Raw genomic sequence first — 22,823 nt, 5'->3', positions numbered from 1 at the left:
CAACATGCAAGATGCTTTTGTTGAACATGTAAGATCTAACTTCCCGCAATTGATGCAAGGCTCGTATTTGCTGGCCATCAGTGGTGGTTTGGACAGTGTTGTTCTGGCACATTTACTCCAGCAGGCAGGAATAAAAGCGCAATGGGCACATTGCAATTTCAATCTACGTGCTACGGAAAGTGATGGTGATGAACAATTCCTCAAGAAATTGGCAGGCGATCAAGCAATTGAACTGCAAACCACTTCTTTTGAGACCAAGAAAATAGCCTTAGATCGTGGTATTTCCACGCAAATGGCCGCCAGGGATTTGCGATACGAGTGGTTTGCGCAACTGCAACACATCTATCATCTGGATGGTGTCCTCACGGCACATCACCTGGACGATCAAATTGAAACGTTTCTGATCAATTTAAATCGAGGTGCTGGACTCGCTGGCCTGCAAGGAATTCCTGCGATCAACGAGTCTGTGATACGACCGTTGCTGCCTTTTACCAGACAGCAGATTTTGGAATACGCGCAGCAGCATGATTTGAAATGGCGTGAGGATTCCAGCAATGCCAGTAACGATTACCAGCGCAATCAGTTGCGTAATGAGGTATTGCCGCTTCTACACAGCGCGCTTCCAGATTTGAGAGCTCATTTCCCCAAAACTTTGTCTTATCTCAAAGATGTTGAAAGTATAGTGGATGATGCGGTAGCACGCTTTCGCGAAAGCGTAACAACTCCCAATGCTACTGCATTTGAAATACATCTGGATGAGGTAAAGAAGGTGGATGGATTTGCAAAGTATCTATTCTATTTGCTACAGCCTTATGGTTTTACCAAGATGGAAGAGGTCCTGCAGTTGATGGAGGCAGAAACCGGGAAACAATTGCAGAATGATAATTATATATTGCTAAAAGATCGGGATTTATTGAGGTTAGAGCAGCGTAAGGATCCAGTGACCGCAACTTGGTATCTATTACCTGAAACTACATCAGTTTTCATTGATGTGGCGCAGCTATCGATTGAAACCCATCATGTGGATGATCCCATGGATTTTGTCAAGGCGCACATGGGTAATAATGTATTGCTGGTAGATACGTCACGGCTGGAATATCCGTTAACTTTACGGGTATGGAGGCCAGGCGATAGGCTGGAACCTTATGGCATGAGCGGCTCGCAATTAGTGAGCGATATATTAATTAACGAGAAAGTTTCCCGATTGGATAAGGAACGATGTTTTGTTTTGGAATCGGGTGACAAGATTTTATGGATTGTTGGTTTGAGGTCCAGTAGGCATCATGCCATTACAAGATCGACTAAAGAAATTAAAAAGGTTACATGGGTTATTTGAAAAATGTATGGTTGGTACTTCTAGTATCTGTTGGTTTTTTGTCCAGTGCTCAACTGTCAGATCCTGCCAGTTGGAGTGTTGAGGTCAACGATTTGGGAGATAACACCTACGAATTGGTCTCAACGGCACAGCTAGATGCGGGCTGGCATATTTACTCTCAATTTTCGGTAGGTGCTGGTAATATTCCGACAGAGTTTCGGTTTTATGAAGCCGACAATAGATTCGAACTTTTGGGAGCCAATCAAGAAATTGGCACTTATAAAGAATATACAGAGGTTTTTGAGGCCGACGTCTACCAATTCAAGGACTTTGCCGTCTTCAAACAAAAGGTGCAACTGCTAGACACCAGTGTAGATTATATACTGGCTGAGGCTATTTATCAAGCCTGTGACGATGAACGCTGCCTGCCTCCATCTCCCGAAGTTTTGATTTTTAAAATAAATCCAGAGGCAGTCGTTGGTGCAGAGGTTGCTTCCATTATTGACAATTATTACGATAACGACATAGAGCCACTGGTTGCACAGGCACCTGATTTATCTAATTTAAAAGAAGTCGAAACCAAAGAAAAGACCACTCCAACCGATGTGGCGTTAAGTGATGATATTGAAAAGGATAATGAGAATGACCTAACGACCATTTTTATTTTGTGTTTATTGGCTGGATTTGGAGCCTTATTGACACCATGTGTTTATCCTATGATTCCCATGACGGTATCATTTTTCACAAAGCAAAATGAAAACAATACTAAAGGCAAGTTTCAAGGCATCCTTTATGGGTTTTTCATCCTGTTGATCTATGTGCTATGCAGTCTGCCATTTCATCTATTTGAATCCATCTCTCCAGATGTGTTCAATGAGTTTAGTACCAATCCCTATTTGAACATCTTCTTCTTTGTCATTTTTGTGGTCTTTGCGATTAGCTTCTTTGGTGCTTTTGAGATCACTATGCCTAATTCGCTGATCAATAAGGTAGACAAGGCCTCTAGTGTAGGTGGTGTTATAGGCATCTTTTTTATGGCCTTGACGCTGGTGTTGGTTTCCTTTTCATGTACGGGACCAGTGATTGGCAGCGTGTTGGGAAGCGTGCTGTCGTCTGATGGTGGTGCGACCGCTTTAAGCGTTGGGCTGGCAGGTTTTGGGTTTGGACTGGGAATACCATTTGCACTTTTTGCCTTGTTTCCCAGTTGGTTGACTGCCTTGCCTAAATCTGGTGGATGGCTCAACACGGTAAAGGTTTTCTTGGGCTTTTTGGAGCTGGCATTTGCTTTCAAATTCTTGTCCAATGCAGATCTGGTCTGGCAAGCAGGTTGGTTGCAACGAGAACTTTTTATAGCGATCTGGATTGCTATTTTTGGAGCCTTGGCGATTTATTTGTTTGGAAAGATACGTTTGCCTCATGATGATAAAGATCAGTCAATCTCTGTAAGTCGTTTGCTGTTGGGGATTTTATCGCTGTGTTTTACTTTGTATTTGATTCCTGGGTTGTGGGGTGCGCCGCTCAAGTTGATTAGTGGTTTCCCACCACCAATGACCTATAGCGAGTCTCCTTATGGTTTTTCCAGCAATGCCAATACTGCTCAAATAGAGATTCCCGACGGCGCGCATTTAGGCGTTCATGACATCATAACCTTTGACGATTATGAACAAGGACTTGCCTATGCCAATGAGGTAGGCAAACCTGCTTTGATCGATTTTACAGGCTGGGCGTGTGTCAATTGCCGCAAGATGGAAGAGCGCGTTTGGGGCGAGCCGGTGATCAAGGATCTGCTCAAGAATGATTTCGTTTTGATATCGCTTTACGTGGACGAGCGAGCAGATCTTGAGAAAGAAGACCAGTATGTTTCTGAAACCACTGGTAAAAAAATCAGGACCATAGGCAACAAATGGAGTGACTTCCAGATCGAGCGGTACCAAGTGAATGCTCAGCCATTCTATGCGATTGTAGATCAAAATGGGAACGACCTGGTGGAGCCCGTCGGGTACACTCCAGATGTAGAGGAATATGAAAACTGGCTGGAATCCGGCCTTAACAAATAATCAATTATGAGAAAGACGGTATTTCTGGCGATCATTCTAATCTTAGGTTCTTGTAAGAATGATAATGATAGTCACGCTTTCGCGAAAGCGGAACAACTTAAAATCTCCCAAGAGTTCAATAACTGGCTGGAAGCACAATTCCAAAAAGACCTTGCAAGAGATCCAGAAATGCAAACCCAGATGGGTATCAAAACGGATTATGGCAAGTGGACCGATATCTCAAGTGCCAGAGATCTAGAGGATAAAGAATTAGCAGAATCCCGACTCAAATATTTGACTAAGGAAGTTGAAGAACAGGCACTGGAAGGTCAGGACCTTTTGAGTTATCGATTGTATAAGCGCGAACAGGAACAAAAAATAGCAGATTATGACTATCGCTTGTACAGCTATCCTGTCAACCAGATGCATGGTATGCAGTCTGAAGTACCGGCATTTTTGATCAACATGCATCAAATCGCCAGTGAGTCTGATGCACTGGCATACATTGAGCGTTTGAAAGGTATCCAGCCGCTGTTTGAGGAGTTGACCAACAACCTGTCGTTACGAGAAACAAACGGTATCCTGTTACCTCGATTTGTATTTGAAAAAGTGCTTAAGGATTCGCGTAACGTGATCACAGGTGCACCTTTTAGCGATTTTGGCGATAAGAGTACACTTGCAGCAGATTTTGATGAAAAAATAAATAAGCTTGATCTAGACGCTCAACGAAAAGAGGAATTAAAAGCCATGGCAGATGAGGCCTTACTCCAATATGTGATGCCGGCATATGAAAACTTAATCACGTTTCTTACAGATCAACAGCAGCGGGCCACTGGAGAAGATGGAGCGTGGAAATTTCCTAAAGGAGCAGAGTTTTATCAACATGCTTTGAATAGAACCACCACCACAAGTATGACGGCTGACGAGATCCATGAATTAGGTCTTAAAGAAGTAGAGCGCATTCACAATGAGATGCGTGAGATCATGAAACAAGTCAAATTTGAAGGAACCCTTCAAGATTTCTTCAAATTCATGCGTGATGATGACCAATTCTATTATCCAGACACAGATGCAGGCAAGAAACGGTATTTGAGTGAGGCCAAGACTAAGATCAATGCCATGAAGGCAAAACTTCCAGAATTATTCCACACGCTTCCTGAAGCTGACATTATTGTGAAAGCTGTGGAGCCTTTTCGTGAGTCTAGCGCTGGCAAAGCATTTTATCAGCAACCTGCTACTGACGGCAGCCGTCCTGGAACTTACTATGCTAATTTATATGATATGAAAGCCATGCCTACCTATCAGATGGATGCGTTAGCCTATCATGAAGGTATTCCTGGACACCATATGCAAATTGCCATCGCACAGGAGCTGGATAGTATTCCAGAATTTAGAAAGCATTCCTTTTACACGGCTTATGTAGAAGGTTGGGGACTTTACTCAGAGTTGATCCCGAAGGAAATAGGTTTTTATAAAGACCCATACAGTGATTTTGGAAGACTAGCCATGGAATTATGGCGTGCCTGCCGCCTTGTGGTGGATACCGGCATACATTCCAAAAAATGGAGTAGAGAAGAAGGTATTGAATATTATATGGCAAATACACCTAATGCTGAAAGTGATGCCATTAAAATGGTAGAACGCCATATAATAATGCCATCCCAAGCGACTGCGTATAAAGTAGGTATGAATAAGATCCTGCAACTGCGAGCCAAAGCTCTAGATGCACTAGGTGAAGATTTTGATATCAAAGATTTCCACGATGTGGTACTCACTAATGGCTCTTTACCGTTAAGTATATTAGAGGAGCTGGTTGATGAATATATTGAGAACACCAAGTAATCTTGTTCAAACACCTTGATAAAACCCTTACTAGGATTGTTTCCAGTAAAGGAAGCTTAAGTTCCGTTACAGTTACCTTTACATCGGAGCTTGTTAGGCATTTTGATCAATGCCTTTATCAGTATTGCCTCTCGGTAGATTTTTCCTAGTCTTTGCTTGAACTTAGGAGAGGTAGCCATCAACTTTGCATTAACTTTAATGAGTTTGGGAATAACAATCGATAAAACTTAAAGGAGCAGAATCTATAAAGCTATCGCTGTTTATCTCTCAACAAAAAATCAGGTACGTTTCCATAATTGTTCTATTACTCTTATATACTTGATCGATACTATATGGTCGAGTATTAGTCGAATAACAGTCGAATAGCAGTCGAGTAATAGTCGAGTCACCCATACACTCCTCATACACTATCCCCTAAGTATCTCCCTAGTATCCCCTAAGTAACCTCTAGATTTTATAATCCAAAATATTAGTATTTTCAGATAGCTGCAACTCGTCCGAATTACCTTTGTGTTTGATTTGAGGTGATCTATGACTTCAATGTAACGCTGGTTTATGAAGCTTCAAAAAGCGGGAATTGAGATCACGAAAATTCCAGAATGCTGTATTGTGATTAAGCATTTATTATGGTGACACTGCTGATCCATTACATTTGAAACATAAAAAAAGGGCTACCGATGGGTAGCCCTTTTTATTTATAACTAAGTTAGAATTAGTTGTTCACTTGGAACTTCACTCTTCTTACCAATTGTCTTGCAGGAGAGCTAGACTTCTCAACAGAAGCATCCTCACCGTTACCTTCGTAAGATAATCTGCCAGCATCAACTCCAGTTGCGACTAAGATATCGTTTACCATTTTCGCTCTACGCTCAGATAAGTCTTGATTATACTCATCAGAACCTAGTTCGTCAGCATAACCTGTCAAGGTTGCAGAAGCACTTGGGTTATCCTTCATGTACGTTGCCAAGAAGTTGATAGAAGATAAAGAATATTGAGTTGGCTTAGTACTGTTGAACTCAAAATATACGTTTACATAACCATCGTTGATTAATTTCTCAATCATTCCGTCAGCATTACCATCCGTACCATTGGTAGCACCTTTCATTGCATATCTTGCATCAAGAGCAGATTCCATATCATCTGGAATACCATTCTTATTAAGATCTAGAGCACGACCTTTAGTATCGACACGTACGCCACTTTCTGTAGTGTTGTCGCGGTCTAAATAATTTGGCACGCCATCTTGATCATCGTCAGCATTGTTCGTTTCAAGAATTGCTACTCTATCTTCAAGATTATCTAATCTAGTGTCAACACTGTTGTCATACCAGTCTGCATGCACTTCATTACCACCTAGGTAAAAAGAAGCACCCACCGAAGCATTTACTAAGAATCCGTCAAATCCTCTAAGAACTTGTGGTTGTGTACCATCAAAAGTTCTGTCTTGTCTTACATGACCGAAAATTGAAAGATCACCAAAAAGAGCAATTCTATCAGATAAACGTAACTGTGGAGTTACTCCTACTGTAAAATTTAACATTTGGTCCATGTCTTCAATATCTAAAGGCTCCTGATATTTTAAGCCTGTTACACCCATACCTCCATGAACTAATAAACCAAATCTGTTGGTCCATTCTTTAAAACCTAAGAAGTTTCCTGCGTTCACGACACCTTCAAGGGATACACGGTACAGTTGTGTTTCAAAAGCATTGCTATCGTCATCGTTTTCAAAACGGCCATAACCTCCTTCTAAACTAAGACCAAACTTGTCGTTAATCATGTAACGTACCCCAAGATCTGCTTGACCAAAAGATGGAGTGTTTGTAAAATAACCACCAGCCACTGGGCGTACTGGTTTGTGTACACCTACACCAAAGTCAATCGACCACTGGTTGTAAGGGATAACTTCGCGATCTGCCGTGCGATCATCGTCCATCATTGTGTCTTGAGCCATCGCGGCTGCACCACTCATTAATAAAACTGAAAATAATAATTTCTTCATTGTAAGTTTTTTTTGCTTTCAGGAAGCAAATATATAATTGTTAAAATAAATAGGAAGCTAAAATGATGCTAAAAGAAGTATTTAACTATTATTTGTCTTCTGGGTTGTCAATTTCCGATTTAAACACTCAAATTTTATTGAAATCCAAATTGTTAATCAGCTTTTTTAGAGATATTCTTATTGAAGAAAGCAAGAGTACTTAAAGATTTGTATCTTAAACAGACTCTAAAACTTTTAAATAAAGTTGGTACGGTTGATTTTAGTTACCGGTCATTATCAATGTACACGATATTAAGAACAAATTTTAAATGGCAACACTGTAATAGCATCTTCATTTTTGGAAAGAGTTCAGATGATGCAGATCAAGTTTAAAAACGTATCATCAATAATATATGTCGATAATGCCTTAATTTTGAACTTTAAAATCTATACAGTGTCATCTAATAGAACATTATAAAATTGGTTTATATTGATGATTTTAAACTTTTAAATTTAGTATGAACATTAAAAACATCTGCTGTATAGGAGCTGGGTACGTAGGAGGACCTACCATGTCGGTTATCGCAGCAAAATGTCCTGATATTAAAGTCAACGTCGTTGATTTAAATAAGCAGCGTATTGCCGCATGGAACGAGACTGATTTAGACAAGTTACCCATTTACGAGCCCGGACTTTCAGCGATCGTTGCCCAAGCTAGAGGTCGCAATCTATTTTTCAGCACTGATGTTGATCAAGCGATTTTAGATGCTGATATGATTTTCATTTCGGTGAATACGCCCACGAAGACCTATGGTATAGGGAAAGGAATGGCGGCTGACCTAAAATATATCGAGCTTTGCGCTAGACAGATAGCAGCCGTAGCCAAGACGGACAAGATTATCGTGGAAAAATCCACATTACCTGTTCGAACGGCAGAGGCTCTAAAATCTATCCTTTCCAGTACTGGAAATGGAGTAAACTTTCAAGTCTTATCCAACCCAGAATTTCTTGCAGAAGGTACCGCCGTACAAGATCTATTAGAGCCCGATAGAGTTTTAATAGGTGGTGAGCGAACTGAGGAAGGTGAGGTTGCTATGCAAGCCTTGCACGACGTATTTCATAATTGGATTCCAAGCGAGCGTATCCTATTGACTAATGTATGGTCCTCAGAGCTTTCTAAACTTACCGCAAACGCCTTTCTGGCGCAACGCGTATCAAGTATCAATAGTCTGAGCGCTCTATGTGAGGCTACGGAAGCTGATGTGGATGAAGTCGCACGTGCCATAGGGCAAGATTCTAGAATAGGTCCTAAGTTTCTAAAGTCAAGTGTAGGTTTTGGAGGCTCCTGTTTCCAAAAGGATATTTTAAATCTGGTCTATTTATGTCAAACGTATGGCTTGCAAGAAGTAGCTGACTATTGGCATCAGGTCATTAAAATGAATGACTATCAAAAACGACGCTTTGCTCAAAAGATCATCAGCACTTTATATAATACGGTCAACGGTAAGAAGATTGTGCTTTTAGGCTGGGCTTTTAAAAAGGACACCAACGACACTAGAGAATCAGCTGCCATATATGTAGCCGATTATCTTTTGAGCGAGATGGCAGAGCTAGTTGTATATGATCCTAAAGTAACCGCAGAACAGATCTATGCAGATCTCGATTACCTGAATACAAGAAGTGAATCTGAAAACAGAAACTTAGTTACCGTGGCTAACAACTATGATGAATTGTTTGATGATGCACATGCCGTGGCAGTCATGACCGAATGGGATGAATTCAAGGAGATTGATTGGGAGCATGTATTTGACCGAATGTTAAAACCCGCATTTATATTTGATGGTAGAGCTATTCTGGATATGCCAGCTTTGGAGAATATAGGTTTTAGAGGTTTTGCCATAGGTAAAGGGTGATTGTCTTCCTTTCTACCGACAGGCGGATACAAAGGCGAATAAATCAAACACATGAAACAAAAAGTTCACAAAACAATTCTCTTGACCGGAGGCGCTGGTTTTATAGGGAGTCATGTGGTACGACTATTTGTTACTAAATACGCTAATTACAAGATCATCAATCTAGATGCGCTTACCTATGCCGGTAATCTTGAAAACCTAAGTGACGTTGCTCAACAAGAGAACTACAGCTTTATCCACGGTGACATCACTGATGCTGCACTGTTAGACAGCATATTTCAAGAACATCAAATCACCCATGTCATTCATCTAGCAGCAGAATCACATGTGGACCGTTCCATTAATGACCCTTTGCAGTTTGTTAAGACGAATGTTATTGGGACCGTCCAACTTCTAGAGGCTTGTCGTAAATATTGGGCGTCAGATGGTGATCATTTATTCTACCATGTAAGTACAGATGAAGTCTATGGAAGTCTTGGTCAGACTGGTTTATTTACTGAATCTACAGCATACGATCCTAATTCGCCTTATAGTGCGTCAAAGGCCAGCAGTGATCATTTTGTAAGAGCTTATGGGGAAACTTATGGAATGCCCTATATCATTTCCAATTGTTCCAATAATTACGGGCCCCATCATTTTCCTGAAAAGTTGATTCCGCTATTCATTAAGAATATCTTGGAGGAACAACCACTACCAGTCTATGGTGACGGTAACTACACTAGGGACTGGCTTTATGTCGTTGATCATGCAAAGGCTATCGACTTGGCTTTTCATGAGGGAATCCCAGGAGAAACCTATAACATCGGTGGGCATAATGAGTGGAGAAATATTGATCTGGTCCATTTATTATGTGATCTTATGGATGATAAACTGGATCGTCCCATTGGCAGCTCGAGAGCCTTGATCAGCTTTGTTAAAGACCGTCCTGGTCACGATTTGAGATATGCAATTGATGCGACAAAAATTGGTAACGATTTAGGTTGGAAGCCTAGTGTCACCTTTGAGGAAGGTTTGAATAAAACGCTGGATTGGTATCTGTCACATCCATCTTATTTGAAAACGCCAGCTTCATAGAGGCTTCGTTCAAGACAGAGATTTGTTATTTTCGCTTTCGCGAAAGCGAAATCACGACAAGTCCATTATATAGTTGAAGATCTTGCATAAATTTTTGCAAGCCTATTAAAATACGATAGCGAAAGGTAAATTGTATAAATCGAAATCATAGAAATGAAAGGAATCATTCTTGCTGGAGGCTCAGGAACCCGATTGCACCCTTTGACCAAAGTTGTGTCAAAGCAATTATTGCCGGTCTATGATAAGCCCATGATCTATTATCCTTTATCCACACTGATGTCTGCTGGAATACGTGAAATTCTCTTCATCACTACTCCTAAAGACGCTCACTTGTTTAAGGAGTTGTTAGGCGACGGCACCGCCTACGGCTGCACCTTTTCTTATGCGCAGCAAACAGATCCCAACGGACTTGCCGAGGCATTTATCATAGGAGAATCGTTTATAGGAGCTGATAAAGTGGCTCTAATATTAGGAGATAATATATTTTACGGTTCTGGATTGTCGCAGATCTTACAGCAAAACCAAAATCCGGACGGCGGTACTGTATTTGCCTACCACGTTCAAGATCCAGAACGTTATGGTGTGGTAGAGTTTGACGAAAATAAAACGGCTATATCCATAGAAGAAAAACCTGAGGTTGCCAAGTCCTCTTATGCTATTCCGGGTATTTATTTTTACGACAACAGTGTGGTTGAAATTGCAAAAAACCTCAAACCTAGTGGGCGTGGCGAGCTTGAGATCACTGATGTCAATAAAGCGTATCTCAAGGAAGGAAAGCTGCAGGTTCAAATTTTAGATAAAGGAATCGCCTGGCTGGATACGGGAACTTTTGATTCGCTCATGCAGGCCTCACAATTTGTAGAGGTCATCGAGCAGCGCCAGGGATTGAAGATAGGATCCATTGAGGCAACCGCGTTTGAGATGGGATATATTGACAGCCAGCAGCTTGATGGATTGATGCAGCCACTTTTAAAAAGTGGTTATGGCACTAACCTGAAAGATTTGTTTTCATGATCGTGACTGAAACCTATTTGAACGGCTGTTTTATTATTGAGCCACAGATTCATAAAGATGAGCGTGGCTATTTTATGGAAAGTTTCAACAAAAAAAAGTTTGAAGCAGGTATAGGTAGAGAGGTTTCCTTTGTGCAGGATAATGAAGCCCGATCCTCTTATGGAGTGATTAGAGGTCTTCATTTTCAAAAAGAGCCTTATGCACAAGCTAAATTAGTACGAGTTATTGACGGAACTGTTTTGGATGTTGCGGTTGATTTACGGAAAGAATCACCGACTTATGGAAAACACTTCTCGATTGAGTTATCTGCAGAGAATAAAAAACAGCTTTTTGTACCTAGAGGATTTGCCCATGGATATTCAGTACTTTCAGAAACCGCCTTGTTTTCCTATAAATGTGATAATTTATATCATAAGGAGAGTGAGGATGGTATACTGTTCGACGATGTCCATTTAAATATTGATTGGAAAATCGATAAAGAGTATCAAATCATAAGTGAGAAAGACAGGATGCAGCAATCCTTTTCAGAATTTGAAGTTGAATCTTTAGCTTCAAATTCCATTAAACAAGAATCTTAATGAAAGTAGCTTTAATTACAGGAGTCACAGGTCAAGATGGAGCCTATTTGAGTGAGTTTTTACTTAAAAAAGGATATACCGTTCATGGATTGAAAAGACGCTCCTCCTTATTAAATACCGATCGAATTGATCATTTATATGAAGATCCCCATGTAGAGCACCAGCGCTTTATACTCCATTATGGAGATATGACCGACAGTACCAATCTTACCCGATTAATTCAAAGCATCATGCCAGACGAGATCTATAATCTGGCAGCCATGAGTCATGTCCAGGTCTCTTTTGAAATGCCGGAATACACCAGTAATGCTGATGGGCTAGGGACCTTACGAATCCTGGAGGCCGTAAGATTGCTGGGATTGGAAAAGAAAACCAGGATTTATCAAGCCTCAACTTCAGAGCTATATGGGAAGGTACAAGAGGTACCTCAATCTGAGACCACACCTTTTTATCCTAGATCACCTTATGCGGTCGCCAAAATGTATGCCTATTGGATTACGGTCAATTATAGGGAAGCTTATGGCATTTATGCCTGCAATGGTATTCTGTTTAACCACGAGTCCCCTATACGAGGTGAGACCTTTGTAACCCGCAAGATTACCCGTGCCGCCGCCAGAATCGCTTTGGGTCTTCAAGATAAATTCTACATAGGTAACCTTGACGCACAACGCGATTGGGGACATGCCAAGGATTATGTACGCATGATGTGGATGATTTTGCAAGCCGATGAGCCAGAAGATTGGGTGATCGCTACTGGAACCACCACAACAGTTCGGGATTTTATACGTATGGCGTTTAAGGAAGTAGGAATGGAGTTGGAGTTTAAGGGCACTGGCGTTCATGAAAAGGCCTATATCACATCATGCTCACATCCTGATTATCAGCTAGAGAAAGGTCATGAGATTCTATCGGTAGATCCAAAATACTTCAGGCCTACAGAGGTGGAATTATTAATAGGAGATGCTACCAAAGCCAAAGAAAAATTAGGCTGGGAATGTGAGTACCAGTTGCCTGAATTGGTTAAGGACATGATGAAAGGTGATTTGAAACTTATGCGAAAAGATCAATTCCTCAAGGATAATGGCTATGACACGTTGAACTATTTTGAGTAATTCGCTATACTTCGACTTCGCTCAGTACGACGTCGCGTTTGCCTGTCGGCAGACAGGAAAGCGGAACTATCTTCAATCCTAAAAGCATGAAAAAAGATTCAAGGATTTATATTGCCGGTCATCGTGGCTTGGTTGGAAGTGCGATCACGAATCATTTAGAAGAACATGGTTTCTCCAACTTGATCGCAAGAACTTCCAGTGAATTGGATTTGCGAGATACTAGAGCTGTTGCGGTTTTTTTTGAAGAGGAACAGCCCGAATATGTTTTTCTGGCTGCTGCCAAAGTAGGCGGAATTGTGGCTAACAATACCTATCGTGCCGATTTTATTCACGACAACTTGATGATACAGAACAACGTTATTCATCAAAGTTACGTGCATGGTGTCAAGAAATTACTGTTTTTGGGAAGCACCTGTATCTACCCCAAAGAGTGTCCACAGCCCATGAAAGAAGAATACCTATTGACTGGACCGCTGGAGTACACCAATGAACCTTATGCCATCGCTAAAATTGCTGGTATCAAGATGTGCGAGAGCTATAACTTACAGTACGGCACTGATTTTATCTCGGTGATGCCCACTAATTTATATGGCCCTAACGATAATTTTGATTTAGAGAAATCCCATGTGCTGCCTGCCTTATTGAGGAAGATTCATTTAGGTAAGGCGCTTGAACAAGGAGATTGGAAGACTATCCAGCGAGATTTGGATCGACTGCCTATAGAAGGTGTGACTGGTCAATCCCCTCAAGAAGATCAACTCAAGATGCTGCATAAATATGGGGTGTTGCTGTCCGACCATGGAGTTCAAGTAGAGATCTGGGGTACAGGTGCGCCCATGAGAGAATTTCTATGGAGCCAGGATATGGCTGATGCTTGTGTGTTTGTGATGCAAAAGGTGGATTTCAAAAATTTGGCAGAAGAAAATGTAGATGTGCGGAACACCCATTTGAACATAGGTACAGGTCAAGATATTAGTATCAAAGATTTGGCGCTTCTTATCAAAAAGGAGGTGGGTTTTCAAGGTGAGTTCTTTTTCAGAGAAGACAAGCCTGACGGCACTTTAAAGAAATTGACTGATGTATCTAAACTAAAAGACTTGGGTTGGAGGTACAACGTAAACCTAGAGAACGGCGTTAAAAGGATGTATGAGTGGTATAAAGAATAAAAAGAGATAACTTCTTTCTATAGATCGTTGTGACTGCCTTAAAACACTCTCCTTTGAATATAAATCTTCATGAACTACAGAATATTCATACCTTTGCCGCTTGATTAGTAAAATTTCAAAAAGCTTACATTGAAAATATTAATAACAGGCGTCGCTGGATTTATAGGAAGTAATCTTGCCGAGTACTTTTTAGAAAAAGGCGAGGAGGTCGTTGGTCTGGATAATTTTGCGACTGGGCATTTTCACAATATTGGGCCTTTGCAAAAAATGGATGGATTCTCTTTTATAGAAGGGGATATTCGAAATCTGGATACGTGTCATCAAGCCGTCAAGGGTTGCGATTATGTGTTGCATCAAGCGGCGCTAGGCAGTGTTCCTAGATCCATTAAGGATCCGATCACCTCAAATGAGGTAAACGTTGGTGGTTTCCTAAATATGTTGGTTGCTTGCAAGGATGCCGGAGTTAAGAAAATGGTCTATGCCGCGAGTAGTTCTACGTATGGAGACTCTGCTGCTTTACCTAAAGTTGAAGACGTCATAGGAAAGCCTTTATCTCCTTACGCGATCACCAAATATGTGAATGAACTGTATGCCGATGTTTTTTATAAAACCTACGGTTTTAATGCGGTAGGTTTACGATACTTCAATGTTTTTGGCCGCAAGCAAGATCCCAATGGAGCCTATGCTGCTGTCATACCTTTGTTTACCAAGAATTTAATGAACAAGCAATCGCCTAATATCAATGGCGATGGTACATACTCGCGAGACTTTACCTATATCGATAACGTGATTCAGGCGAACGAGAAGGCGATGCTCTCCAAACATCCTGATGCTAAGAATACGGTTTTTAATGTAGCCTATGGGGATCGTACCGACCTTAATTTGTTGGTGGATTTACTTCGAGACAGTTTGTCAAAACTTGATCCAGAAATTGCAAAGGTCAAAACTACTTATGGGCCTAATAGAGTTGGTGACATCCCACATTCCCTTGCATCCATTGATAAGGCTCGAACCATTATAGGTTACGATCCACAATTTAATATACAGCAGGGAATTAATGAAGCTGTCAAATGGTATTGGAATAATCTTTAACATTACGCTTCCGCGAAAGCGGACTAACAATATAATTCATGCAAAGAAAAATCGCCATAATAGGATTGGGTTACGTTGGATTACCTCTAGCTCGATTATTTGCCACTAAATTTCCAGTAGTAGGTTTTGATATTAACAAAGCCCGAGTTGCTGAATTGAACTCAGGCCATGACAGTACGCTGGAAGTAGAAGATGACATCCTGCAAAAAGCGTTGAAGACTTCTAATGATGATCATATCGGGTTGTTTTGTACCGCAGACTTAGAACAAATTTCTGAGTGCAACTATTATGTGGTCACCGTTCCTACACCAGTAGATAAAAACAACAGACCCGTACTTACACCTTTATACAAGTCTAGTGAAACTGTGGGGTCTGTACTTAAAAAGGGAGATATTGTGATTTATGAATCTACGGTTTATCCTGGAGTTACAGAGGAAGAGTGTGTCCCAGTTTTGGAGCGAGTAAGTGGTTTGACCTTTAATAAAGATTTCTTTGTTGGGTACTCACCAGAGCGCATCAATCCGGGTGACAAGGAACATACGGTAGATAAAATTTTAAAAGTAACCTCAGGTTCCACACCAGAAATAGGGATTAAAGTAGACGCTTTATATAAAGAGGTTATCACCGCAGGGACGCATTTAGCACCCACCATCAAAGTAGCTGAAGCAGCTAAGGTGATTGAAAATTCACAACGTGATATCAACATTGCCTTTGTCAATGAACTAGCCAAGATTTTCAACATCATGGGGATCGATACACATGATGTTTTAGAGGCTGCTGGAACAAAATGGAATTTCCTGCCTTTCAAGCCAGGATTGGTAGGCGGCCATTGTATAGGAGTGGATCCATATTATTTGGCTCAAAAAGCTCAGGAATTGGGTTATCATCCAGAGATCATTCTCGCTGGCAGAAGGATGAATGATAGTATGGGGCAATATGTAGCTAGTGAGGTGGTTAAGTTAATGCTTAACAACGATATTAAAGTAAAGGGGTCTAAAATCTTAGTATTAGGGATTACGTTTAAAGAAAACTGCCCAGATGTGAGGAATACTAAAGTGGTTGACGTCATCAAGCACCTAAAAGAATATGGTACTGAGGTAGATATTTATGACCCATGGGCAAGCCCTGAAGAGGTAATGAAAGAATACGGATTGGTGACCATGAATTCAAAGCCTAATCAAAAATATGATGGAATCCTATTAGCAGTTTCACATGATAGGTTTAGGTCTCTAGAGCTGAACGATTTAAAGAAGGATGGTTGTGTGGTTTATGATGTAAAAGGAGTATTGGGTGATAGGGCTGAAGCAAAATTATAACGTTCTTGATTTAATCAAAAATTATTATGGAAAGTATTAAAATAGATAATAATTAGAGAATTAAAGGAGGTCAAATTGCAAGACGTTAATTTAAAGTAACTTAAACGAAGCATTGAATAAACTATTAGATGTCCTAGTGTGCACTATATTGGTAGAATGTTAAACATGAAATAAAGCAACATGTAACTTGCTTAAAAAGTCCTTACCTGGTTACTGAAAATAATTCCTTATTCTTAAAAAATGGGATGATAAAACTATTTAACTGTTTGTGGATGTGTCGATTTAGTTAAACATTTGGTAAGCTGTTTTCTTTATGAATAAAACGAAGTGATAATTATTGTAAACCAAACTATACTATTAATATTGAGATTGAGGTATCCATGATACTGTATCGATTTAATTTAAAATAGATTATCAGTAATTTATACCTTATAAAATTTTTAAAATTTGTTTAAGTAAATATTCTATTTTAAAATGAGAAAATATATAAGAAATCTTTATCAATTTTACTTGAGAGATAAATTTAAGAATAAAGCGATTTTTGATGATAGTATAGATTTTTGCAGAAAAACTAGTATTTCACTTATGGATGGCAGTTTAAGAGGGGATGTTGTTTTCGGAAAAAATGTAACTATGCATGCAAGAGTTATAACACAAAACAAAGGAAAAATAGTTTTTGAAGATAGAGTCCAAATAGGTCATGATTCATTCGTAGGGATTTCCAATAATCTAATTATTAAAAAAGGGACTGCAATTTCTAATAATGTTACAATTGTAGATAATAACAACCATCCAGTAAATCCAGAAGACAGACTTATAGTATGGATGTCGTTAAGAAGTTCTCAATTAAGAAGATGGAAGTATTCAGTTGCGGCACCAATTGTAATAGGGGAAAATGTTTGGATTGGTCAAAATGCTCGAATAAACAAAGGTGTGTCAATAGGTGATAATTCAATAGTTGCTGCAAACACAGTCGTGACAAAAGATGTGCCATCAAATTCTATTGTGGCAGGGAATCCAGGTCGCATAGTTAAAAATGATATTCAAAATGAACCTCGATTGGTATGCTAAAAAAGCTTTCTTCCATGGCTGTCTTTAGTTTTATGGCAACTCTGGCTACATTTGCTTTCCAAACTATCGCTACGCACTTATTAACACCAGCAGATTATGGTGTTTTAGCTAGGTGGTTGACAGATATAGGGTATTTAGGGATGTTTTTTGTTCTAGGTTTAGACTCCTCTATTTTATATCATGCTAAACTAGGGGAGAAGTACGAAGATAATATGGGAAAAAACTTTATGATTTATTTCATCGTTTTTCTACTATCTTTTCTTGTTGTATTTACATTTAAATTAGATTCACGATATTATATTCCATTATTTGTAAGTATAATTTCACTTTCAATTACTAGTGTTTTTAAGTCTTATTTTCACTATCGAGAAGAATATTTATGGTTTAATTTGTTAGGATTATTGTTGCCTATCGGTTTAGTAATAACTTTTGGTATTGCGTACTTTATTGACCTGAAATTTGAAATCTATCAAGCATTAAATGCTTATGCTGTAATTTCATTCATAGTTTTAATTCTTGTAGGTATTAAATACTTTACGGTAGCAAGCGTGAGTTTTAATAAAGACTTGTTCAAGCAAATCTCTTATTTCTTATATGGGATTAAAAGCATCTTAAATAAAGTTTTATCTCTGACACTATATGCTTCTACAGTATATATTTTATCATTTTTTGGAAAATTGGAGGCTGTTGCTTTTTTTTTTGTTGCGAGTAGTATTTCGAAAATGGTATGGGTACTGCCTGATTCAGCAGGAAATGTATTATATCCACGCTTTTTAAAAATAGGTAAAGAATATAAAAAGATAAATATTTTAAATGAAATGAATTATTATGCGCAAATTGTATTTGTTTTTAATATTCTAACTATTCTAGCCTTTGGTGTTTTAGGTCATTTTATTTTAGGTCTTTTGTATTCAAATGCATACCATGTAATATTTGTTCCTGTAATTATATTACTAATTGGGAATCAGGGAATGGTTTATTTCAAACTTCTAAGTCGCTATTTGGCTGCGATGAATAATTGGAAGCCCTTATACTTTTCATTAGTAGTAGGGATTATTGTAAATATAGGCCTTAACTTTATTTTGATTCCTCTTTACGGTTTAATAGGGGCATGTATTGCTACGAGCTTTTCATTTATCTGCTGCGGACTGTTTATTTCTATTTTTGTTAAGGGCAGCCTCTATGGGTTTTTAAATTTAAGAAGTTTCTTCACTGTACAATTTTCGAAATGACAAAGTTTTGTGTTTTTCTACTTTCCTTAATTTTAGCTTTAGGTAATTTAACTGACCTATTGGTTAGTTATTTATTAGAGGTGATTATGGTATTAGTCTCATTCATTATTCTATTTCAAAAAAAATACCATCCATCTATATTAATTCACTGCAAGCAAGCTTTACCCTTATTCTTAATATTGTTTATATTATTTGTAGCTAGTGTTTCTTATGGAGCTATAGTAAATGAGAGCGTCAGCTTATTTAATGTGAATTTTTTCTTAGTCATATTGATTTATATAATATTAAGTGCATTTTTCAATATTAACAAAGATGCAATACCATTGTCACTCATATTTTTTTCTGTTGGAACAGCTATCTTGTCCTTTTTATATTTTTTTGATATTTTAGCTACTGGTCTTGAGGTGCGAAATGATCGATTATTGTTTTTAGGTGAAAACCCTAATTCACTTAGCGTGCGGATTGCTTTGGGGGTCGTCATTTTTATATGGGTTACTTGGAGAAATATACTCGAATATAATCGCTTTAAGAGATTTTGCTTTTTAATTCCTGTACCTTTTATGATAGCATTGATCATTGCATCAGGCTCAAAGGGTTCTTTTCTTCTATGCATAATAAGCATTGTTATTTTACTAATTGTTTCTAAAAACATCAGTAGCAAGACAAAGATTATTACATTTTTGATATTGCCAATTGTACTAATACCGTTTTACAAATTATTTATTGAAAGTAGCTTATACGATCGATTTTTAAACTCAAGTTTAACAACCGGTAGGTCAGAAATTTGGGAACAAGCTTTGAATATATTTTATGAGAATCCACTCGGTGTAGGAGAAGGAGGTTATTTTCGTGAAATTAGGGAAGCTACTGGAGATAGTATTGACACACACAATCTATTTATCTATTTATTAGCCACCGGTGGTTTTATTTCATTTATTTTATTTGTATTTTTTTATTACAAACTATTGGTAAAAGCTTACTTAAGTTTTAAAAATAGCAGTGAACCAATATTTCTAATTATTTGGATATCCATGTTTTTTGTTATGAATAAAACAGGAGGTGTGATTTCATATTTAGTTATGTGGTTTTTTCTGGCAATGATTAATTCACGATTTATGTTTATTGGAGAAAAAAAGAAAATATGACTAGTATTCTAATCCACGCTTGGACCATCCATTACGATGGCGAAAACTATTACCTTCCATATACACATTGGGTCTATTTAAATGAAATAGTTAAATATTATGATACAGTAACTTTACTATCTCCTATTATAAAAAAGCTAGAATCTTTAGATTGTAGTTTAGAATCTATAAAATGTTTTAAGCAGGTAAAAATAGTATCGCTGCCGCCTTCCAGTAATTATATTGGCGCTATAAAGAATTTCTTTTCTTATAGAAAGGCGTATTCTAAAATGCAAGATTATGATGTTATGTATGCACGATACCCAACACCTTTTGGCTGGCTTCAAAAAGTATATGGTAAAAATTCTAAACGCATTATACACTATGTTGGTGATCCTATAGATGCGACTAATAATAATCCAAACTTCGGCAAAATAAAGAAAAAAATACTGGTCAATCTTTTTAAGCCAGAAAATGCCTTATATAACTGGGCATGTAAAGGAGCAAACGTTTTTACAAATGGGTATCATATTAGTGAACGTCTTGCCAAACGAAATATAACGGCGACACCGTTAATATCTTCAACATTAGTTGAAGCGGACTTTTACCTTTCAAAATCAGAAGCATTTGGCAATACGGCTCCTAAAATACTTTATGTTGGTTATTTAAGAAAAGCTAAAGGTGTGGAAACAGTTCTAAAAGCATTTGGCTTATTACAAAATAGGTATCCTAAAGCGAAACTCACAATTGTGGGTGCTGGAGAATCTGAAAGGGAATTGAAGCAAATGGTTGTTAATAATAAAACGACATTTGTTTCTTTTTTAGGTCATATTGACGACAGAAACCAACTTAATGAGATTTTACGTAATCATGATGTTTTTTGCTTTGCTAGTTTGTCTGAAGGGTCACCTCGAGTTATACTAGAAGCTATGGCTAATGGTATTAATGTAGTAAGCACACCAGTTGGGTCTTTACCGCATGTTTTTGAAGATAATAAAGACATACTTTTTGCAGATTTTAATAATGCCGAGATGTTTTGTGAAAAAATGACAAAGCTTTTAGAAAATCAAGAACTGACCTACAAGTTACGGCTAAATGCTTTTAATAAAACGAAAGAGTTTACTATTCAATCGTTTTTAAAAAAGATTTTTTATGAAGCTTAGATTATCCATACTGTATTCTTGGTTTGTTAGAAGCATGACATTTTTTTTGCCGAATCTTCCAATTATTATGCGTTTTAGGGGTTTCTTATATTCTTTAATGATGGAAGAATGTGGAGAAGATTTTCAAGTAACTTCTTCAGCTATTATCAATTCATTATCCGGATTAAAATTGAAGAATAATGTTTACATAGGCCCAAATACCGTGATTATAGGAACTGACATTACGATAGAAGATGAAGTGCTTATAGGACCGAATTGTGTTATTTCTGGAGGTAATCATAGTTTTTTTAATGGCTCATTTCGATTTGCGCCTTCAATTAGTAAACCAGTTATCATCCAAAAAGGCTCATGGGTAGCAGCCAATTGTACTATTACCGCAGGGTCAGTTTTACCATATAGATCAATACTTGCTGCAGGTGCCGTTTTATCTACAAATTATCATGTAGGTGATGCACTTTATGGTGGTGTACCAGCAAAATATATTAAAGGTATAAATAAATGAAATTAATATACCTCCATCAATATTTTCTATTTCCCGAAGATTCAGGTGGAACCCGCTCTTATGATCTAGCAAAATCATTTGTAAAACAAGGGTTTGAAGTTGAAGTTATAACTTCGTCTGGATTCATAAAAAGTGTGGAGTTCTATGATCAGTGGACGCTTATTAAGCGAGAGGGTATTAAGATTCATGTTTTAAAATTGGATTACTCTAACAGCATGTCATATGTACAACGCATTCTGGTGTTTATTAAATTTTTATGGTTTTCAACGATTAAAGCATTAGCCATTAAAGCAGATATAGTGTTAGCAACATCAACGCCTCTAACTATAGGAATACCTGCTTTAATTAAAAAATGGCTACATAAAACCCCCTTTGTTTTTGAAACTAGAGATGTGTGGCCAGAAGTGGTTGTTGCTATAGGAGCTATCAATAATAATGTGGTTCAGAACCTGCTTTATTACCTAGAAAAAACTATTTACAAAAACTCGAGTGCCATTGTTTCGTTATCATCGGATATGAAACAGTCTATAGTTTCACGTTATCCTAATATTTGTAAAAATAAACCAGTGATTGTTATAGAAAATATTTCAGAAATCGAACGTTTCTCGAATGTTTCAGATACAGTAAATTTAAAAGAAATTATCGGGTTTCAACCACGTTTTACCGTTCTTTACGCCGGCACTTTTGGACGTGTTAATGGCATAGAATACGTAATAGATCTAGCAAAAAAAACATTGGAATTGGATGCTAGTATTGTATATATTCTAATAGGGGATGGAGCCATGAAGGAATCGGTTACTAAAAAAGCAAAATTATTAAATGTTCTAAATAAAAATGTTTTCATCTTTGATGCTATTAATAAACAGGATTTACCGTCCTGGTATCACGCTGTTAATATGGGGAGTTCTTTTGTGATTTCTATAAAAGAATTATGGGCAAATTCGGCTAATAAGTTTTTTGATACTCTAGCGGCATCAAGGTCAATTTTGGTTAACTATCCAGGATGGCAATCTAAGATTATTAAAGAATTTAATCTTGGTTATGTAATGCCAACTAAGGTCACTCAAGAATCTGCAGAGAAATTTGTTGAATATTCAAGAAATGAACAACTACATAGAAATCAAAGGATTAATGCTTTAAATAAGGCAATACTATCTTACTCGTTAGAAGTTGCTACCAAAAAATATATTAATCTTTTTAAAACGATATCAGAAAATTAGATATGCTTTACTAAAAACCTTTAAGAGGTTGGAAGCTTAAAAAGCTGCAATTGTAAGGTTTTTGGTCATCTC

At 38.0% G+C, this 22,823-nt stretch carries 18 protein-coding genes; 17 read left to right on the top strand and 1 reads right to left on the bottom strand.

Features of this window, described 5'->3' with window-relative positions; translation table 11 throughout:
- Positions 1-4: 4 nt before the first annotated feature.
- Genes tilS through BST86_RS07455 form a run of 3 tightly spaced genes read left to right on the top strand, consistent with a single transcriptional unit; the run spans position 5 to position 5,193 of the window.
- Positions 5-1,336 (top strand): tRNA lysidine(34) synthetase TilS, encoded by a 1,332-nt coding sequence (tilS, locus tag BST86_RS07465; protein ID WP_105982718.1) that lies wholly within the window; start codon positions 5-7, stop codon positions 1,334-1,336.
- Positions 1,324-3,372 carry a protein-disulfide reductase DsbD family protein gene (locus BST86_RS07460; protein ID WP_242446488.1) on the top strand — a complete coding sequence of 683 codons (2,049 nt, stop codon included), beginning with the start codon at positions 1,324-1,326 and terminating at the stop codon, positions 3,370-3,372. The genes tilS and BST86_RS07460 overlap by 13 nt, the downstream gene beginning before the upstream one ends.
- A gap of 6 nt (positions 3,373-3,378) precedes the next feature.
- On the top strand, positions 3,379-5,193 hold the full coding sequence (locus BST86_RS07455) for a DUF885 domain-containing protein (protein ID WP_105982717.1): 1,815 nt from the start codon (positions 3,379-3,381) through the stop codon (positions 5,191-5,193).
- A 712-nt stretch (positions 5,194-5,905) separates the two neighbouring features.
- Here the strand turns inward: BST86_RS07455 and BST86_RS07450 are convergent.
- Entirely contained in the window at positions 5,906-7,195 is a 1,290-nt protein-coding gene (locus BST86_RS07450; RefSeq protein ID WP_105982716.1) for an OmpA family protein, read from the bottom strand.
- 497 nt (positions 7,196-7,692) lie between these two features.
- Here BST86_RS07450 and BST86_RS07445 point away from each other — a divergent pair, with 497 nt between their 5' ends.
- From BST86_RS07445 to BST86_RS07380, 14 genes are all read left to right on the top strand, one after another.
- The gene (locus tag BST86_RS07445) at positions 7,693-9,087 is read left to right on the top strand and encodes a nucleotide sugar dehydrogenase (RefSeq protein WP_105982715.1); all 1,395 of its coding nucleotides are present in this window, start codon (positions 7,693-7,695) and stop codon (positions 9,085-9,087) included.
- 51 nt (positions 9,088-9,138) lie between these two features.
- Positions 9,139-10,161, top strand: a complete 1,023-nt coding sequence (gene rfbB, locus BST86_RS07440) for a dTDP-glucose 4,6-dehydratase (RefSeq protein WP_105982714.1) — start codon at positions 9,139-9,141, stop codon at positions 10,159-10,161.
- 153 nt (positions 10,162-10,314) lie between these two features.
- Positions 10,315-11,175, top strand: coding sequence for a glucose-1-phosphate thymidylyltransferase RfbA (rfbA, locus tag BST86_RS07435; RefSeq protein ID WP_105982713.1), 861 nt, complete (start codon positions 10,315-10,317; stop codon positions 11,173-11,175).
- Positions 11,172-11,753: a dTDP-4-dehydrorhamnose 3,5-epimerase gene (gene rfbC / locus BST86_RS07430; RefSeq protein ID WP_105982712.1), complete on the top strand. Its 582-nt coding sequence runs from the start codon at positions 11,172-11,174 to the stop codon at positions 11,751-11,753. The genes rfbA and rfbC overlap by 4 nt, the downstream gene beginning before the upstream one ends.
- Entirely contained in the window at positions 11,753-12,865 is a 1,113-nt protein-coding gene (gene gmd, locus BST86_RS07425) for a GDP-mannose 4,6-dehydratase (RefSeq protein ID WP_105982711.1), read from the top strand. Before rfbC ends, gmd begins: the two co-directional genes overlap by 1 nt.
- An 86-nt stretch (positions 12,866-12,951) precedes the next feature.
- A complete protein-coding gene (locus BST86_RS07420; RefSeq protein WP_105983970.1) occupies positions 12,952-14,031 on the top strand; it encodes a GDP-L-fucose synthase family protein in 1,080 nt (359 codons plus the stop codon).
- A gap of 129 nt (positions 14,032-14,160) precedes the next feature.
- Complete coding sequence (locus tag BST86_RS07415; RefSeq protein WP_105982710.1) at positions 14,161-15,123, top strand: SDR family oxidoreductase; 963 nt, start codon at positions 14,161-14,163, stop codon at positions 15,121-15,123.
- A 38-nt stretch (positions 15,124-15,161) separates the two neighbouring features.
- The gene (locus tag BST86_RS07410) at positions 15,162-16,439 is read left to right on the top strand and encodes a nucleotide sugar dehydrogenase (RefSeq protein WP_105982709.1); all 1,278 of its coding nucleotides are present in this window, start codon (positions 15,162-15,164) and stop codon (positions 16,437-16,439) included.
- Between the two features lie 474 nt (positions 16,440-16,913).
- Complete coding sequence (locus BST86_RS07405; protein WP_105982708.1) at positions 16,914-17,510, top strand: acyltransferase; 597 nt, start codon at positions 16,914-16,916, stop codon at positions 17,508-17,510.
- Positions 17,504-18,742, top strand: a complete 1,239-nt coding sequence (locus BST86_RS07400; RefSeq protein ID WP_105982707.1) for a lipopolysaccharide biosynthesis protein — start codon at positions 17,504-17,506, stop codon at positions 18,740-18,742. Before BST86_RS07405 ends, BST86_RS07400 begins: the two co-directional genes overlap by 7 nt.
- Positions 18,739-19,887: an O-antigen ligase family protein gene (locus tag BST86_RS07395; RefSeq protein WP_105982706.1), complete on the top strand. Its 1,149-nt coding sequence runs from the start codon at positions 18,739-18,741 to the stop codon at positions 19,885-19,887. Before BST86_RS07400 ends, BST86_RS07395 begins: the two co-directional genes overlap by 4 nt.
- Positions 19,884-21,029: a glycosyltransferase family 4 protein gene (locus tag BST86_RS07390; RefSeq protein WP_105982705.1), complete on the top strand. Its 1,146-nt coding sequence runs from the start codon at positions 19,884-19,886 to the stop codon at positions 21,027-21,029. Before BST86_RS07395 ends, BST86_RS07390 begins: the two co-directional genes overlap by 4 nt.
- Positions 21,019-21,531, top strand: coding sequence for an acyltransferase (locus tag BST86_RS07385; protein ID WP_105982704.1), 513 nt, complete (start codon positions 21,019-21,021; stop codon positions 21,529-21,531). The genes BST86_RS07390 and BST86_RS07385 overlap by 11 nt, the downstream gene beginning before the upstream one ends.
- Positions 21,528-22,751, top strand: a complete 1,224-nt coding sequence (locus BST86_RS07380; protein WP_105982703.1) for a glycosyltransferase family 4 protein — start codon at positions 21,528-21,530, stop codon at positions 22,749-22,751. Before BST86_RS07385 ends, BST86_RS07380 begins: the two co-directional genes overlap by 4 nt.
- Positions 22,752-22,823 lie beyond the last annotated feature (72 nt).

The sequence above is a fragment of the Nonlabens agnitus genome, assembly GCF_002994045.1.
In the GTDB taxonomy this organism is placed as follows: domain Bacteria; phylum Bacteroidota; class Bacteroidia; order Flavobacteriales; family Flavobacteriaceae; genus Nonlabens; species Nonlabens agnitus.
This window is presented reverse-complemented; position numbering and strand designations above follow the sequence as displayed.

Bases quoted from the DNA above. Each gene is read 5' to 3' on its own strand.
- tilS (WP_105982718.1), top strand. From the start codon at position 5: ATGCAAGATGCTTTTGTTGAACATGTAAGATCTAACTTCCCGCAATTG.
- BST86_RS07460 (WP_242446488.1), top strand. From the start codon at position 1,324: ATGGGTTATTTGAAAAATGTATGGTTGGTACTTCTAGTATCTGTTGGT.
- BST86_RS07455 (WP_105982717.1), top strand. From the start codon at position 3,379: ATGAGAAAGACGGTATTTCTGGCGATCATTCTAATCTTAGGTTCTTGT.
- BST86_RS07450 (WP_105982716.1), bottom strand. From the start codon at position 7,195: ATGAAGAAATTATTATTTTCAGTTTTATTAATGAGTGGTGCAGCCGCG.
- BST86_RS07445 (WP_105982715.1), top strand. From the start codon at position 7,693: ATGAACATTAAAAACATCTGCTGTATAGGAGCTGGGTACGTAGGAGGA.
- rfbB (WP_105982714.1), top strand. From the start codon at position 9,139: ATGAAACAAAAAGTTCACAAAACAATTCTCTTGACCGGAGGCGCTGGT.
- rfbA (WP_105982713.1), top strand. From the start codon at position 10,315: ATGAAAGGAATCATTCTTGCTGGAGGCTCAGGAACCCGATTGCACCCT.
- rfbC (WP_105982712.1), top strand. From the start codon at position 11,172: ATGATCGTGACTGAAACCTATTTGAACGGCTGTTTTATTATTGAGCCA.
- gmd (WP_105982711.1), top strand. From the start codon at position 11,753: ATGAAAGTAGCTTTAATTACAGGAGTCACAGGTCAAGATGGAGCCTAT.
- BST86_RS07420 (WP_105983970.1), top strand. From the start codon at position 12,952: ATGAAAAAAGATTCAAGGATTTATATTGCCGGTCATCGTGGCTTGGTT.
- BST86_RS07410 (WP_105982709.1), top strand. From the start codon at position 15,162: ATGCAAAGAAAAATCGCCATAATAGGATTGGGTTACGTTGGATTACCT.
- BST86_RS07405 (WP_105982708.1), top strand. From the start codon at position 16,914: ATGAGAAAATATATAAGAAATCTTTATCAATTTTACTTGAGAGATAAA.
- BST86_RS07400 (WP_105982707.1), top strand. From the start codon at position 17,504: ATGCTAAAAAAGCTTTCTTCCATGGCTGTCTTTAGTTTTATGGCAACT.
- BST86_RS07395 (WP_105982706.1), top strand. From the start codon at position 18,739: ATGACAAAGTTTTGTGTTTTTCTACTTTCCTTAATTTTAGCTTTAGGT.
- BST86_RS07390 (WP_105982705.1), top strand. From the start codon at position 19,884: ATGACTAGTATTCTAATCCACGCTTGGACCATCCATTACGATGGCGAA.
- BST86_RS07385 (WP_105982704.1), top strand. From the start codon at position 21,019: ATGAAGCTTAGATTATCCATACTGTATTCTTGGTTTGTTAGAAGCATG.
- BST86_RS07380 (WP_105982703.1), top strand. From the start codon at position 21,528: ATGAAATTAATATACCTCCATCAATATTTTCTATTTCCCGAAGATTCA.